The sequence below is a fragment of the Sulfuricurvum sp. genome, assembly GCF_023250475.1.
Taxonomy (GTDB): Bacteria; Campylobacterota; Campylobacteria; order Campylobacterales; family Sulfurimonadaceae; genus Sulfuricurvum.
The window spans coordinates 657-14,618 of sequence record NZ_JAHFAQ010000050.1 but is presented as its reverse complement, the minus strand read 5'-3'; the positions used below and the strand labels follow the sequence as shown (position 1 = coordinate 14,618).

Genomic DNA, 13,962 nt, shown 5'->3' with positions numbered 1-13,962 from the left:
ACCAAGTGTCCGCCGGTACCGCCTCCGGTAAAAATAAGATTCATCTCTCTTTCTCCTCTAATACACTCGGACTATGATGCAGTCCTGTATTCTCGTGAACAGGTGTTCTCCCCTGCGCAGCGTAGTGTCCTTGTTTTGGTACATGCTTTTTAGGATCGATTTTGTGATGAATTTTTTTCGAAATCATTAAAACCATCCCGATCCCCACAGAGGAAGCCATCATCGCCGACCCTCCGTAACTCAAAAACGGAACCGAAATCCCTTTAATAGGGGTTAGTCCGCTGATTCCGTACGCATTGATAATAAAGGCAAAGGTGATTAAAAGCCCTACTCCAAGACTAAAGAGATAGGCCGCATCGTTATGGGAACGGTTAGCAATTTTAAAAAGGCGCTGGAGGAGCATTATAAAAATCATGGTCACGACAAAAACGCCGATAAACCCGAACTCTTCGGCAATTCCGGCCAAAACGAAGTCGGTATGCACCTCACTCAAAAATCCCAGTTTAAAGGTTCCGCCCCCCAACCCCGTACCGAAAATCCCTCCGTTATGAATGGCATTAAGCGAATGTCCGATCTGATACGCCTCTTCGGCATTGTCGATTCGCAAATGTTTGGCAATCGATTCGGGAAAAAAAGCTAAAATCGTATTTTGAGCCGATGCCCACCACGATAAAATACGGTTGATCCGATGCTCAGAGGTGACAATCAGAAAAATAAACGATCCCAGCGCACCCAAAATCAGTGTCATGAAAAATCTAAAACTGCTTCCGGCGAAAAAAAGCATAAACGCCAATGTCAGCGCGAGAACGATAACCTGCCCCAAATCATTTTGCAAAAATGCGATTAAAAACATGACCAAGACAAAGATCGCCGCATACGGCGCTACCCGTTTAAACTCTTCCATCACCCCCATATTGGCATGATGACCCAGTTTGCGTGAAAAGCTCCACGCCAAAAAGTAAACAAATCCTACTTTAAAAAATTCTACCGGAGCAAGAGAGAAGCCAAACAGTTTGATCCACCGCTTCGCCCCCCCGACTTCGCTGACAAGCGAAGCGGGGAGAAAAGGCATCGCCAGCATTAAAACAACACCTCCGAAAAAAAGCGAAAGCCCTAAACGGTGGAGCCAAATATCGGGATCAAGCTGAGCAAGCGTCCACATCAGTAAAATGGAAATCACCGCAACCACTAGTTCACGGAGAACGAAATGGAAATCATTGTATTCAAATAATACTACCGTATAGGCCGTAAGAGTGTACGAACAAATCACCCCTATCGTAATCAGTGCTGTCGTTAATAGAAATAATTTTTTATCAGGCATTTTAGGACTTATTTAATGTATAATTTACGTAAGTATATCGCTCTTTATAAAAGAGTTCGATAAAAGCATTTTGTGAGAATATGGAATGTTTTTTGCTTTAGTATTCCAAACAAATTGAGAGAAAGGGGAAAAAGGGATGGGAATCAAAGTTTCACGGGCGCATGATCTGATGCAAAACGCTATGGATTACCGTGCTGCACGGCAAGATATCATCTCCGGAAACATCGCGAATGCCGATACCCCTTTTTATCGTCCTAAAGATATCAGTTTTGAAGATACACTGGCGCAAAAAAGTGCCCAAATTTTTGCCGATAAATCGCAAACGCTCAAAATGGCCCATACCAACGGTGCCCATCTTGAGGGAGTCGATGCGGTCTCCTCAAAACCGACAACGTTTTTTAGAGACGGACACATGGCACGTAATGACGGAAACAGTGTCGATTTAGACGTTGAGTCGACCGAAATGGCAAAAAACTCCACCATGTTTAATGCTCTCACTGCCGCACTAAAAAAAGATTCTGCTTTGTTCAAAAGTGTCATAGACGCTTCGAGCAAAACAGCGTAAGGATTAAACAATGGCATTTTTAAATAGCTTTGACATCAGCGGTTACGGACTTTCAGCACAACGCGTCCGTGTCAACACGATCAGTGCCAATATCGCCAATGCCCAAACTACCCGTACCGACGAAGGGGGACCTTACCGACGTCAAGAAGTTATTTTTAAAGCCGTTGATTTTAATAAAGTGTATAACAAAGCATTGGAAAACGGAACCTCAGCACTGGAATACAGTGACCCGTTAAAAGAAGGATTAGCAGGGCTCAAACCGAATCCGGCCATTATGAGCGTTGTCGTTGATAAAATCAGCCGCGATGACAAAGCGCCGAAGATGAAATACGACCCTTCGCACCCCGATGCGGATGCAAACGGATACGTTGCCTACCCAAATATTAATCCTGTCGTCGAAATGGCCGATTTAGTCGAAGCAACACGTTCGTATCAAGCGAACGTTGCCGCATTCGAAAGTGCCAAAAATATGGCCGGTAGTGCTATCAGTATTTTGCAGAACTAAGTAAGGACAAACCATTATGACTAACATTCACTCGCTTAAATCGCTTTCAACCGCCGATTTACTGGCTAATAAAAGCGGTAATGCGGTCGAAAGTAGCAGTACCGATTTTGCCCAAGAGCTCAAAAATGCTCTCGGAAATGTTAACCAGATGCAAGTTGACAGCGAGAGAGCCATGAGTGATATTGCGACCGGAAGCGTCAAAGATCTCCACCAAGCGGCCATTGCAATCGACAAAGCCGAAATTAGCATGAAATTAATGCTTGAAGTACGAAACAAGGCGTTAAATGCCTATAAAGAAATTACTCGAACGCAAATGTGATTTAATTTTCTCATATGCGCCATTCCAATAAATCAAAAAAAATACTTGCCCTTTTTCTTCTCCTTATGTTCGGTTTCGTCATTTTTTTGGCGGTCATGCTCTATACCGCTTTACATAAACGGGACATCCCCTCTATCTATTCGGAGGACACTGCTAAAGCTCAGCGCGGATCGATCATCAGTGCAGACGGATTTCATATTGCTACCACCCAAAAGCTCTATAAGGCCGTCGTAAACACCCGCAATATCGATCCCGACAAAGAGGAACTTTTTATTCAGCTGTTCAGTATCTACAGCGGAATCGAAGTCAGTGAGATCAGAGAACGCCTCCATACCCGAAAAGGGACGGTAACTCTGAGCTATCACATTAGTCCAAAAGAGGCGATGTATCTGAAAACACTCGCATTCGAATTACGCCGACTCGGGGTATTTATCGAATATGAAACCCCCTCGGGTGATCGAATTTTGCAAGGACTGAGTATTTTAGAGAGCGGTGAAGCGCGTCAATACCCTTACGGCAATCTTCTCACTCCTCTTTTAGGCTATCCCCGTAAAATAGAAGAAGACGGCTATACGCGTGTTTACGGTATCAAAGGGCTGGAGAAATTTTTTGACGAAGAGCTTAATCCTCAACAAAACAGAACCCAAAAAGCACTGCGCGACGTCAACGGCTATCTGATTTTAAACAAACAAAGTGATATAAAACGTCAAATCAACGGTCTGACGGTCAAACTCAATATCCCCATTTTGTTTCAATCCAGAGTTGAAATCATTACCGATCAGATCAAACAAAAACTTCAGGCCGATGAAATTATTGCGACCGTCATGGAGTCAAAAACCGGAAAAATTATCGCGCTTGCAAGTTCGAACCGGTTTGACCCCAGCCATATTAGAACGGAAGATTATCCCTCGTTAAATGCCAATGCAATCGAATACAGCTATGAGCCCGGATCGGTTATCAAACCGATTATTTTTTCCCTTATGCTCGATCGGGGACTTATCAACCCTTACGATATGGTCAACGGACACAACGGACGTTTTACCATGGGGACGAAAACGATTGTAGACGAACATGCGTTTAGTATGCTTAGCGCCGAAGATGTTCTCGTCTACTCATCCAATATCGGAATTGCCCAGCTGGCCCAAAAACTCAACGGTGTTGAATTTACCGAAGGGCTAAAACGGTTCGGATTCACCCATTTTAGCGGCATTGATCTGCCATATGAAAAACGGGGATCAATCCCGAGTTCTGCTCAACTGAACAACTACCTCTACAAAGCGATTACGTCATACGGCTACGGAATGCGCGCCAACCCTATGCAGTTGGTGAAAGCTTTTAATGTTTTTAATAACGGAGGAAAGCTCATCAATCCGATGGTTGTCGAAGCGCTCTATGACGATAACGGCCGTACCATTCCGATGCAGGTGCAAGCGCCGACTCAAGTTATCGCTCCCGCTACCGCAGAGCGGATGAAACAAATCCTGATTAAAACCGTCAATGTCGGAACGGGAACTATTGCTAAAACACCGGGATTGGAAGTGGGGGGAAAAACGGGAACGGCGCATATCGCAAAAAACGGTGCTTATGTCAACAGCTACCACACCTCATTTATCGGTTTCGCAAATGACGGCAAACACAACTATACAATCGGCATTACCGTCATTGAACCGCGTACCGTCTATTTTGCCTCCATTACCGCTGTTCCGGTTTTTAAAGGGATCGTCGATCTCATGGTTGAAGAAAAATTTCTTACCCCCGATCCTGTAGCCGCAGCGGCGGCACAACCCTCACAACCGGAAGCTATACACCCTTAAGGGCTTTTTGAACGACAGAGGTAACCTCTTTTTTGAACGTATGGTGTTTTTCTATCCCCCACACTTCAATAACCGCTTCCCCTTTGACAAACAGCTTATGCTTCGATTGCAAAATACCGAGAATTCGGTTATCGGTGAGCCGTTTCGGGTCAATGCGAAATTCCAAAGGGACAATTTTTTGGGTGCCGGAGGGAACTAAAATAGATTTTGAAGCCCCAGTGTTTGCTTCCCCCCGCGCAATAACCTCTTTGTCATCCTCTAACGTGTAGGTAAGGGATACAATCTTGATATCGCTGTGCCATTTGTTCAGAAGCTTTAAATCGCTGCCGAGCCTGATATCCCCTTGCTTGGTCGGAACTCCCAATAACGACAATACTCCCAGTATCATCTCCGTTTGGGAATTTTCCCATCGTACATTCCCTTGCGGTTCGATAAGGATGTCTTGCCCGATTTTTGGCGCACATCCACCGATTAAAAATGCTGACAGAGCTAATAAAAAAATAGGTTTCATTTTACATCCATACGTTATCGATTAAGCGGGTTACTCCGACACGCGCCGCAACCAATATGATGGTATCGCCGATAGCAACATTCTCAATCGATTCAAATCCTCGATTGACAATCACGACATACTCAACATTCAGCGGAGCGAGAATCGTTTCCATATTCGCCTTGATATCGGCACTGTTAATATTTCCCTGCATAACCATTTTCGTAGCGCTTTTCAGTGCGGCAGAGAGTTTTAACGCCTCTTGACGCTCGGCAGGACTCAAATAGACATTGCGAGAGGAGAGGGCTAATCCGTCATTTTCACGTACGGTATCCATCGGAACGATCTCGATTTTCATAAAAAAGTTATTGACCATCTGCATTATCAAAGCAAGCTGCTGAGCATCTTTCTTCCCGAAATAGGCACGTGTCGGAGAAACGATATTGAAAAGTTTCATAACCACCGTCAATACGCCGTCAAAATGTCCGGGGCGGGAAGCACCCTCGAGGATAAACCCTCTCACGTCGGGAGCACACATACGAACTTCATCCTCTCCGTACATCCCGCCCGCATCGGGATAAAAAAGGATGTCGACGCCGCTGAGTTCACAGATTTTAAAATCTGCCTCTTCACGGCGCGGATATTTACTCAAATCTTCGCCGGGCAAAAACTGCGTCGGATTAACAAAAATCGAAACAACCACGGTATCGTTCTCTTTGCGTGCCGCATCTATAAGAGTCCGATGACCGATATGAAGCGCCCCCATCGTCGGTACAAACCCGATTGATCCGGTTTTAAGTGCAAGCGCATCTTTAAGTTCTTGCGCGGAACGTGCGATAATCATTGTTTTAGCCTCTATAGAATATAATTGGCATTATAATATATCAGAAGGTATTCCTACTTATGGATCATTACGAATATACCGAATTACTCAAAACATTGACAATCAAAATGCAAAATGTCACCGATGTTGTCCGTCCGCAAGATATCAACGCCCGTCTGAGCGAAATCGAAGCACTGGAAAACTCGGACGGATTTTGGAACGATGCAGCTCACGCAGGGATTATCCAAAAAGAGAAAACACAGCTTGAACGTCGTTTAGCCAAATATTCCAAAACTTTTCATACGCTCGGTGATGCCGTCGATTTGTACGATATGGCAAAAGAAGAGGGGGATGAAGAGACGATCGAATCCCTTTTTGCCGATGCGGGTGCATTGGAAAATAATGTCAAATCGATGGAAGTCGAAGTACTCCTCTCGGGTGAACACGATAGCCATAATGCCATTGTCACCATCCACCCGGGAGCTGGGGGGACCGAATCCCAAGACTGGGCTTCGATGCTGTTGCGTATGTACACCCGCTGGGCGGAGCGACATGATTTTACCGTCGAGATACTCGACTATCAAGCCGGCGAAGAAGCAGGGATCAAAGATGCTGCCCTTCTGATCAAAGGGGTTAATGTCTACGGTTATCTCAAAAATGAAAACGGTATTCACCGTCTGGTCCGTATCAGTCCGTATGATTCGGCGGCTAAACGCCACACCAGTTTTACCTCCGTTATGGTATCGCCTGAGCTGGATGATGATATCGAAATCGAAATCGAAGACCGCGATATCCGTATCGATACCTATCGTGCATCCGGTGCCGGTGGGCAGCACGTTAACAAAACCGAGTCGGCTATCCGTATCACCCATATCCCCTCAGGAATCGTCGTACAGTGTCAAAATGACCGTTCGCAGCACAAAAATAAAGCGACTGCCTTTAAAATGCTCAAATCCCGACTTTATGAGATGGAACTTGATAAACAAAAAGCTGCCGTTGACGGTGTGGAGAAAAGTGAAAACGGCTGGGGACATCAAATCCGCTCATATGTCCTTGCTCCATATCAGCAAGTCAAAGATACCCGCTCAGGAATCCCCTATTCGAACATCAGCACGATTTTGGATGGAGACATTGATGAAATGATCGAAGGTGTTCTTATCTCTCTTAGCCGCAAAGATGACGACGAATAACCGCAATTCCATATTAAAAGAGTGTGCGCTCCATGAGCCTTGCTCTTATCTATCGGGAAAGTCCCAAAGTATCCACTATAAAATATTCCATGAGTGTACGAAAGAACAGTGCGAATCGCTTATTTTACGAGGATGGAGACGATTCGGATCGATGTATTTTCGCCCGATCTGCCAGGATTGCCGCGCATGCGAAAGCCTTAAAATCGATGTTGAACGCTATGCGTTTCGAAAATCCGACCGCCGTATTCTGCGCAAGAATAATCATATCACGACCGTTATACGCCAGCCTACCCTGACCCGAGAACATCTGAACCTTTTCGATCGCTATCATCGCTATAAACATCATACACGCAATTGGGATGCCCCCAAAAGTGATCCAAAAAACTATTATGCCTCATTTGTTCAGGGGCACGGTGATTTCGGTTTTGAAGTGCTCTATTTCGAAGGTGAAAAACTTATTGCCGTCGACCTCATAGATATCTTGGAAGAGGGGATCAGCGCAGTCTATTGCTATTACGATCCCGACTATTACAGCCAATCGCTCGGACGTTATACCCTACTCCAGCAGATTGAATTTGCCCGCCGTCTTGGGCTTAAATGGATCTATTTGGGATACTATGTAGAAAACTGCCAAAGTCTCGCCTACAAAGCGGACTATGCCCCCTCTTTAGAACTCTCCGGAAGACCCGAAGAGGATGAGATACCGATTTGGAAAGAGATACATAATGAAAACAATCCGGTTTAACTCCTCGGATATTTCCCCCTCAAAAATTGTCTGTATCGGACGCAACTACGTCGAACATATCCATGAGCTGAACAACGAGATCCCCTCTTCTATGGTCGTATTCAATAAACCCAACTCCGCTATCACCGATACTCTTCGTTTTATCAGCCCCGACACCCGCTATGAAGGTGAAATCTGCTTTTTAATCATGGGCGGTACGATTGCAGGGATCGGGTTCGGACTCGATCTCACCAAGGCGGACATTCAAAACCATCTCAAAGTGAAAGGTCTTCCGTGGGAGCGTGCCAAAGGATTTGACGGTTCGGCGGTTTTAGGTGATTTTGTCCCTCTCACCGCACCGCTAGAGTCATTACGGATGACACTCCATATTAACGGAATCCTGACACAAGAAGCGACGTATGAGTTGATGATCTACAAACCGCTAGAGATGATAGAAGAGATTAAAACTTTTATGAGCTTTGAGGATGGCGATATTATCATGAGCGGAACCCCCAAAGGGGTTAATACCTACAATATCGGCGATACATTTTTAGGACGTATCTATAGCGAAACCCAATTGTTATTAGAAAGTCAATGGATCACTAAATCCTGATTCACATAAATATTAACTCAATTCTAAACGTTGATTCATCATGTGTTATTACATAATTGAATCCAATTTCATGACTTAGCCGTTTCAATATTTTTTCTCCTATCTTGGAGCTGAATAAGTACTTCTCATGTCCTATTTGATTACCTATCCAAAGTTTTCTTTCCCATGGGTTACACCCGATTTCTACCGTACTGTTCTCTTTTGCATACGTAATAGCATTTTCGAGCAAGGCACTTAACACTTTAAAAAGTAATTTTTCTGAGGCTTCAACGCTAAATGTTTCTTTCGAAAGCTCTACTGTCAGCCCTTTGCGTTGAATCAAAATCGCCATCTTTGTTTCAAGTATTTTAAATATTTGAATAATTTCGATATTACTTGCTTGATCAAAATCTGAACTTTCAAGAAAAAGAACATTTTTAAGTTCTCGTGTTAATCTTTCGATGTCATGTCCAAGATCAATAATAAATTTGTGTTTATTATAATTATCACTATTCTCATATACATCTAACCGTGATCTCATTAGTGCCAAAGGAGTTTTAAGTTCATGTGCGGCTTCTTTAAATAATTCAGCCTCTTTTTCACGATACCCTTCCAATCGTCTGACCAAAGTATCAAAAGCAGTCGAAACCTCTTTTATTTCGGAAGAAGCATCATCCAGCACCAACTCTAAAGGGCTCTCACGTTTCCAAGTTCTCGTTTTGATTGCCAATAATTCCAACGGTTTCATATAAAAATCAAGTGCAAAAATGATAATGAATAAAATGATTACCAAAGAGACAATATAACGCACAAGCAACCGCTGTGTGTATTTGTAAGTAGCTACATCGATTTTTTGGTGATTGCTAATAGCATTAAGATAATAATTATTAGAGAGTTTTATAGAAGAAACAATTAGCTTATCATTTGTTCTATAGGGATTGGTTGAAATAACAAAATGTAGCATATTCACTTCTGAATCACTTAAAATCATTACATTGTGCGGAACCTTATAGAGAAATTTTATATCGCTTGAGGGAATCAACGAAGTAGTGATATATTCATCACGACTTTCAACGAGAAGATGTGTCAGTACTTTTTCTACCTCTTCTTCTTTTTGTGTGTGGATCGTCTTTACTGCGACTAATAAGTTTACACTAAATGCGATTGCAAGGCCTATTGCAAAAATAAGGGCAATTTTAAATTTTAACGATGTTGCCCATTTATATCGCAATTACATATCCTCGTGTTTTTATTGTCTTAATAATAGCAGGATGAAGCTTGCGACGTATACGCCCGATAAGTTCATCAATCGCGTTTGAGGTAATGTTTTGAGGATTGTCATAAAGAGCATCCATTATCTCATCACGAGAAACAATATCTCCCCGCTCCAAAAGATAAAAAAACAATTTTTGTTCACTACTGCTCAGAAGAATTTCATTCCCCGCTTTTTTGATTTTTTTAGAATGTGTATCGATTTCAAGGTTATCAAATATTTTTACTTTTCGCACATACCGACGTGACAAAGCAATCAATCGCGCTCGTAATTCTTTTATGTCGAACGGCTTTTCCAGATAATCGTCAGCCCCAAATTCTAGACCTTGAACTTTCTCATCGATGCTTCCCAATGCACTGAGAACCAAAATCCCCATCGAAGAGTTCTTATGTTTGCCGTAGGTAATTAGCTCTTGAACACGATCTTTTCCATGAAATGTCCGATCTACAAGAAAAATCTGATAAGAATATGCATCTAAATAACCTTTTGCATCTTCGGGATCACTGACAGTATCAATAACCCACTCTTCATTTTGCAAAGAAAGTTTTAATAATTCAAGGAGTTCAGGTTCGTCATCAGCAATGAGGATACGCATTTATAACTCTTTTAACCCGTTCATGAATATTTTGATCGTTTTATCTTTTAACTCTCTTTTGATAGCGGCAGAAAGAACTAAAGCTTCCGCTTCATGTAAAAAAAGACGAAATAATCCGAAATCCCGTCTTGCACTGACCTGTTCTTCGGCACTTATTAAAAAGGCCCCGGCACTGTAGCGTTTACACGGGAAAAAGTAGAAGTCATCATATCCTTCTTCCAATAACAAATCAACCAATGTATCCTTATTCGAAATTTCAAAGTAAATATCCATTCCGGTTAGACGCATTATTTCCCCCTTTTGTAAATCATTTTAAATGCAGGCGGAAGAATTAAGAGGGTTAAAATAGTAGATGTCACGAGTCCTCCCAATACAACAATTGCCAACGGCTTTTGGATCTCACTTCCGACACCCGAAGCAAAAAGTAGCGGCAACAACCCTAAAGCCGCAATAAAGGCGGTCATAAGAACCGGTCGCAGCCGTCTGCGGGCCCCCTCAACAACTGCATCATCAATCGAATAGCCATTTCCCAAAAGCGTATTGAAATAGCTGACCATCACAACCCCGTTAAGGACTGCAATTCCGAAAAGTGCTATAAATCCGACGGAAGCCGGAACAGAGAGATACTCTCCGCTAAAAAACAATGAAATGATACCGCCCGTTACCGCAAAGGGGATATTGAGCAAAATGAGGGTCGTCGAACTCACCGAACGGAAGGTAAAGAAGAGAATCAGGAAAATGACTCCGATACTGATCGGGATAACGGTCATTAACTTAGCAGCCGCTCGCTGCTGATTCTCAAATTGTCCGCCATACACAATGGTGTATCCTTTCGGCAGTTTCACATTGGCATCAATTTTTTGTTTGCCCTCTTCTACAAAACCTACCAAATCACGCTCTTCAACATTAGCGCGTACCGTACTGTATCGTTTTCCATTTTCACGATCTACTTTCAATGCCCCTTCGCTGGTTTCAATTTGGGCAACACTTGAAATAGGAACTGAAGAGCCTTCACTCAGCGGAATTTCAAGAGATTTGAAAAGTTCCATATCTTGAGAGACTTCACTATCAAGTCGCATCAAGACAGGAATTCTTGTATTATCGACCGAAAGTTCATCAATAGTAACCCCTTCCAGGGCTGTTTTTAAGAAAAGTTCGAGTTCAGCCGTATCAACACCTGTCTTTGCCGATTCAATTCGATTCGGTTTAACGCTTAGATAATTGACCCCTTCATTCAGTGTTGTAAACACTTCGGATGACCCTTTTATCTCACCGAGCGTATCGGCAATATTTTGACTAAGTTTATTTAATGTGTCAATGTCACTTCCATAAATTTTGACTGCCAAATCACCACGTGAACCTGTCAACATCTCTGATATACGCATTTCAATCGGCTGAGTAAAGCTAAAACTGATACCTGGAAAGTTTTTGAGTGCTGCTTTGATTTTACTTTTAATTTCCTCTTTATTGTTAACTTTCCATTCTTCTTGAGGTTTTAACGTAATAAAAGTATCTGTTTGATTTAGTCCCATGGGATCAAGTCCGAGTTCGTCTGAGCCGGTTCTTGCAACAATCGTTTTAATTTCTGGAACATGTTCAATGAGTGTACGCTGTATAGCTAAATTGAGTTCTTTGGATTTTTCAAGCGAAATGGAAGGAGGGGTTTCAATTCCTAAAATAATATCCCCCTCATCCAAAGTCGGCATAAAGCTTTTTCCGACAAATGCAAACAAGGTAAAGCTGATAATCAAGAATACAACAGCCCCCGTAAAAAGAGTTTTCGTGCGTGTCATTGCAAAATCCAGCATCGGTTCATAGAGACGGGTAAAAAAATTCCCTATAAACGTCTCCTTATGCGGCGCGCTTTTTAAGATGAGTGAACTTACGACAGGAATAAGCGTTAACGAAAGAATAAGTGAACCAAAAAGAGCAAAGACGATAGTCATTGCCACCGGAGCAAAAAGTTTCCCCTCTAATCCTTCCAATGTCAATAACGGTAAAAACACAACTGCAATAATCAAAATACCGCTGAAGACCGCCGTACTCACCTCTTTTGTTGCACGATAAACCTGATGCAGTTTGGGAAGAGAGGTATCATTCTCGCTCAGTTTGGAAAAAGCGTTTTCAACAACTACAACGGCTGAATCAACCAGCATCCCAATAGCTATCGCCAACCCTCCCAAACTCATCAAATTTGCACTCAATCCGAAATATTTCATCAGCAAAAAAGCGATCGCAATTGAAAACGGTAAAATCACACTCACTGCAATAGCAGCACGTACATCTCCCAAAAAGACCATCAGAAGAATAATGACCAATACAATAGCTTCCATCAATGCTTTAGAAACAGTCCCTACTGCTTTCTCAATCAAATTGCTTCGGTCATAAAAAGGAACAATAGTGACGCCTGATGGAAGCATTGGCTTCAGTTGATCAAGTCTTTCTTTTATTTGAGCAATCGTCTCTTGGGCATTTGCCCCTTTAAGAGTCAAAACAAGCCCCTCTGTGGCTTCACCGACACCATCTTTTGTCACATATCCTAGGCGCGTTCGAGAGTCATCCCGCACTTCACAAAAATCGCCTACACGAATTGGTCCGTTATGTGAGTGAATCGTAATATTGGCAATTTCACTCGCATCTTTGACGCCACTTTGAACCTTTACCAAAAAGCTCTCTTCATTGGCATCGACTCGTCCGGCACCGTCATTTTTAAGATTTTTTTCCAGAGTCTCTTGAAGTATGCTGAGCGGTATGCCCAAATCACGCATAGCCGTATAATTGGGCTGTACTACGATGGCACGTGCTTCACCTCCGAGGGCATTAACATCTGCCACCCCTTTTGCGCCTCTTAAAACCGGACGGATAACAAAATCAAGAAGCTCGCGTTTCTCTTTTTGACTCAGATTCCCTTCAATCGTAAACATAAAAGCTTCACCCAGCGGCGTAGTAATAGGAGCCATCCCTCCATTAACCCCTTTAGGGAGTGTTGGCAAAAGCGATGCCAACTTTTCAGAAACTTGGGCACGTGCGCGATAAATATCAGTACCGTCATTGAAATCAATTGTGATATCAGCAATGGCATATTTTGAAGTACTTTTTAGGAGCTTTTGATTTTCAAGTCCTAATAACTCGGCTTCAAGCGGCTTAACGACTCGGTTTTCAACCTCTTCAGGTGTCATCCCCGGTGCTTTTAAAATAATTTTCACCTGAGTGGATGAAATATCGGGAAATGCGTCAATCGGAATTTTATAAAAAGAGTATATTCCGTACCCGAATAGGGCTAATGAAAGCAAAATGACGATTAGCCGCTGCTTGAGAGAGAATTCAATAATAGAGTTAAGCATTATTCAAATCCCAATCCGTTCAATGCACCTTTGAGGGTAATGATTCCGTCGCTTGCGACTTTGGATGTTACATTTAACCCTTCTGGTTTAACCGCTACGTGATCTTTATAGGTTTTTTGGATCTCGATAATCTGCGGTTTAAATCCGTTTGCATTTTTGACGAAACAGATATCATTTTTCTTATATTTCGTTACAGAAGAGCGTGGGAGCAATATCCATTTATCGGTTTGCACTGAAGCGATATAAAATTCTCCCGACGTTCCCGCTCGATAGTTGTTGGCTGAATTTAACACAGCGATAGCGGTCGCGGAATTGCTCATCGTATCGACCCCGGCCGATATCGCAGTGATTTTTCCGGCTTTTTTACCTGTTTTATCCATCACCGCTGCCCCTTTTTGGATACTTCC

Annotated in this window: 14 protein-coding genes and 1 pseudogene; 7 read left to right on the top strand and 8 right to left on the bottom strand. The window is 42.8% G+C overall.

Annotation, left to right across the window (positions count from 1 at the left end; translation table 11 throughout):
* Positions 1-40: 40 nt before the first annotated feature.
* Positions 41-1,321: an FtsW/RodA/SpoVE family cell cycle protein gene (locus Q0C19_RS06285; protein WP_295054021.1), complete on the bottom strand. Its 1,281-nt coding sequence runs from the start codon at positions 1,319-1,321 to the stop codon at positions 41-43.
* Between the two features lie 136 nt (positions 1,322-1,457).
* Between Q0C19_RS06285 and flgB the strand changes: the two genes are divergently transcribed.
* From flgB to Q0C19_RS06265, 4 genes are read left to right on the top strand one after another with little or no spacing between them, the layout of a single operon-like run.
* On the top strand, positions 1,458-1,886 hold the full coding sequence (gene flgB / locus Q0C19_RS06280; protein ID WP_295054019.1) for a flagellar basal body rod protein FlgB: 429 nt from the start codon (positions 1,458-1,460) through the stop codon (positions 1,884-1,886).
* 10 nt (positions 1,887-1,896) lie between these two features.
* The gene (gene flgC, locus Q0C19_RS06275) at positions 1,897-2,391 is read left to right on the top strand and encodes a flagellar basal body rod protein FlgC (RefSeq protein WP_295054016.1); all 495 of its coding nucleotides are present in this window, start codon (positions 1,897-1,899) and stop codon (positions 2,389-2,391) included.
* Between the two features lie 16 nt (positions 2,392-2,407).
* The gene (gene fliE / locus Q0C19_RS06270; RefSeq protein WP_295054013.1) at positions 2,408-2,710 is read left to right on the top strand and encodes a flagellar hook-basal body complex protein FliE; all 303 of its coding nucleotides are present in this window, start codon (positions 2,408-2,410) and stop codon (positions 2,708-2,710) included.
* Between the two features lie 14 nt (positions 2,711-2,724).
* Positions 2,725-4,524 (top strand): penicillin-binding protein 2, encoded by a 1,800-nt coding sequence (locus Q0C19_RS06265; RefSeq protein ID WP_295054010.1) that lies wholly within the window; start codon positions 2,725-2,727, stop codon positions 4,522-4,524.
* Here the strand turns inward: Q0C19_RS06265 and Q0C19_RS06260 are convergent.
* On the bottom strand, positions 4,511-5,035 hold the full coding sequence (locus tag Q0C19_RS06260; RefSeq protein ID WP_295054006.1) for a hypothetical protein: 525 nt from the start codon (positions 5,033-5,035) through the stop codon (positions 4,511-4,513). The genes Q0C19_RS06265 and Q0C19_RS06260 overlap by 14 nt on opposite strands.
* Before the next feature lies 1 nt (position 5,036).
* On the bottom strand, positions 5,037-5,858 hold the full coding sequence (gene panC, locus Q0C19_RS06255; RefSeq protein ID WP_295054003.1) for a pantoate--beta-alanine ligase: 822 nt from the start codon (positions 5,856-5,858) through the stop codon (positions 5,037-5,039).
* A gap of 59 nt (positions 5,859-5,917) precedes the next feature.
* On the opposite strand from panC, the gene prfB reads away from it, so the two are divergent.
* The 3 genes from prfB to Q0C19_RS06240 are packed head-to-tail and all read left to right on the top strand — an operon-like array spanning position 5,918 to position 8,364.
* Positions 5,918-7,027, top strand: coding sequence for a peptide chain release factor 2 (prfB, locus tag Q0C19_RS06250; RefSeq protein ID WP_295054000.1), 1,110 nt, complete (start codon positions 5,918-5,920; stop codon positions 7,025-7,027).
* Entirely contained in the window at positions 6,987-7,772 is a 786-nt protein-coding gene (locus Q0C19_RS06245; protein WP_295053998.1) for an arginyltransferase, read from the top strand. The genes prfB and Q0C19_RS06245 overlap by 41 nt, the downstream gene beginning before the upstream one ends.
* On the top strand, positions 7,753-8,364 hold the full coding sequence (locus Q0C19_RS06240) for a fumarylacetoacetate hydrolase family protein (protein ID WP_295053995.1): 612 nt from the start codon (positions 7,753-7,755) through the stop codon (positions 8,362-8,364). Before Q0C19_RS06245 ends, Q0C19_RS06240 begins: the two co-directional genes overlap by 20 nt.
* A 1-nt stretch (position 8,365) precedes the next feature.
* Here Q0C19_RS06240 and Q0C19_RS06235 read toward each other — a convergent pair whose 3' ends face one another.
* The 5 genes and pseudogenes from Q0C19_RS06235 to Q0C19_RS06215 all read right to left on the bottom strand — a co-directional run.
* The gene (locus Q0C19_RS06235) at positions 8,366-9,574 is read right to left on the bottom strand and encodes a HAMP domain-containing sensor histidine kinase (protein WP_295053992.1); all 1,209 of its coding nucleotides are present in this window, start codon (positions 9,572-9,574) and stop codon (positions 8,366-8,368) included.
* The gene (locus Q0C19_RS06230) at positions 9,564-10,211 is read right to left on the bottom strand and encodes a response regulator transcription factor (protein ID WP_295053989.1); all 648 of its coding nucleotides are present in this window, start codon (positions 10,209-10,211) and stop codon (positions 9,564-9,566) included. The genes Q0C19_RS06235 and Q0C19_RS06230 overlap by 11 nt, the downstream gene beginning before the upstream one ends.
* Entirely contained in the window at positions 10,212-10,499 is a 288-nt protein-coding gene (locus Q0C19_RS06225) for a DUF3240 family protein (RefSeq protein ID WP_295053986.1), read from the bottom strand.
* Entirely contained in the window at positions 10,499-13,555 is a 3,057-nt protein-coding gene (locus tag Q0C19_RS06220) for an efflux RND transporter permease subunit (RefSeq protein WP_295053984.1), read from the bottom strand. The genes Q0C19_RS06225 and Q0C19_RS06220 overlap by 1 nt, the downstream gene beginning before the upstream one ends.
* Positions 13,555-13,962 (bottom strand): annotated as a pseudogene (locus Q0C19_RS06215) (hypothetical protein); the annotation flags it as partial. The gene Q0C19_RS06220 and the pseudogene Q0C19_RS06215, both read right to left, overlap by 1 nt.

Excerpts from the sequence above, each read along its gene's own strand:
- Q0C19_RS06285 (WP_295054021.1), bottom strand. The coding sequence starts at position 1,321 with ATGCCTGATAAAAAATTATTTCTATTAACGACAGCACTGATTACGATA.
- flgB (WP_295054019.1), top strand. The coding sequence starts at position 1,458 with ATGGGAATCAAAGTTTCACGGGCGCATGATCTGATGCAAAACGCTATG.
- flgC (WP_295054016.1), top strand. The coding sequence starts at position 1,897 with ATGGCATTTTTAAATAGCTTTGACATCAGCGGTTACGGACTTTCAGCA.
- fliE (WP_295054013.1), top strand. The coding sequence starts at position 2,408 with ATGACTAACATTCACTCGCTTAAATCGCTTTCAACCGCCGATTTACTG.
- Q0C19_RS06265 (WP_295054010.1), top strand. The coding sequence starts at position 2,725 with ATGCGCCATTCCAATAAATCAAAAAAAATACTTGCCCTTTTTCTTCTC.
- Q0C19_RS06260 (WP_295054006.1), bottom strand. The coding sequence starts at position 5,035 with ATGAAACCTATTTTTTTATTAGCTCTGTCAGCATTTTTAATCGGTGGA.
- panC (WP_295054003.1), bottom strand. The coding sequence starts at position 5,858 with ATGATTATCGCACGTTCCGCGCAAGAACTTAAAGATGCGCTTGCACTT.
- prfB (WP_295054000.1), top strand. The coding sequence starts at position 5,918 with ATGGATCATTACGAATATACCGAATTACTCAAAACATTGACAATCAAA.
- Q0C19_RS06240 (WP_295053995.1), top strand. The coding sequence starts at position 7,753 with ATGAAAACAATCCGGTTTAACTCCTCGGATATTTCCCCCTCAAAAATT.
- Q0C19_RS06230 (WP_295053989.1), bottom strand. The coding sequence starts at position 10,211 with ATGCGTATCCTCATTGCTGATGACGAACCTGAACTCCTTGAATTATTA.
- Q0C19_RS06225 (WP_295053986.1), bottom strand. The coding sequence starts at position 10,499 with ATGCGTCTAACCGGAATGGATATTTACTTTGAAATTTCGAATAAGGAT.
- Q0C19_RS06220 (WP_295053984.1), bottom strand. The coding sequence starts at position 13,555 with ATGCTTAACTCTATTATTGAATTCTCTCTCAAGCAGCGGCTAATCGTC.